This is a genomic window from Fervidobacterium sp., assembly GCA_026419195.1.
GTDB lineage: Bacteria > Thermotogota > Thermotogae > Thermotogales > Fervidobacteriaceae > Fervidobacterium.
The window spans coordinates 1-279 of record JANZZV010000099.1 but is presented as its reverse complement, the minus strand read 5'-3'; the positions used below and the strand labels follow the sequence as shown (position 1 = coordinate 279).

General features: G+C 40.5%; 1 pseudogene (only partly in view). It reads right to left on the bottom strand.

Annotated features, from left to right (window positions below):
- Positions 1-279 (bottom strand): annotated as a pseudogene (locus tag N2Z58_09470) (FHIPEP family type III secretion protein); it reaches 350 nt to the left of the window's first position.

Here is a 279-nt window from a genome sequence, read left to right as displayed (position 1 = left end):
CTGCTTTCCAGGCATGGCATCTAAGGTAAAACGAGCTGATACTTCCGCGATTCTTCCAGCACCTTTTGTTATAACTATGAAGTTGATAATAACAAGAATTAAGAATACTATTAATCCCACCACAAAGTTTCCGCTCACAACAAACTCTCCAAAGGCTTTGATAACTTTTCCTGCTGCCTCTGTTCCAAGTTCACCTCTTGTGAGAATCAGTCTGGTTGAAGCAATGTTTAGAGAAAGCCTCATTAATGTGGCAATTAGCAGAACCGATGGGAATACTGA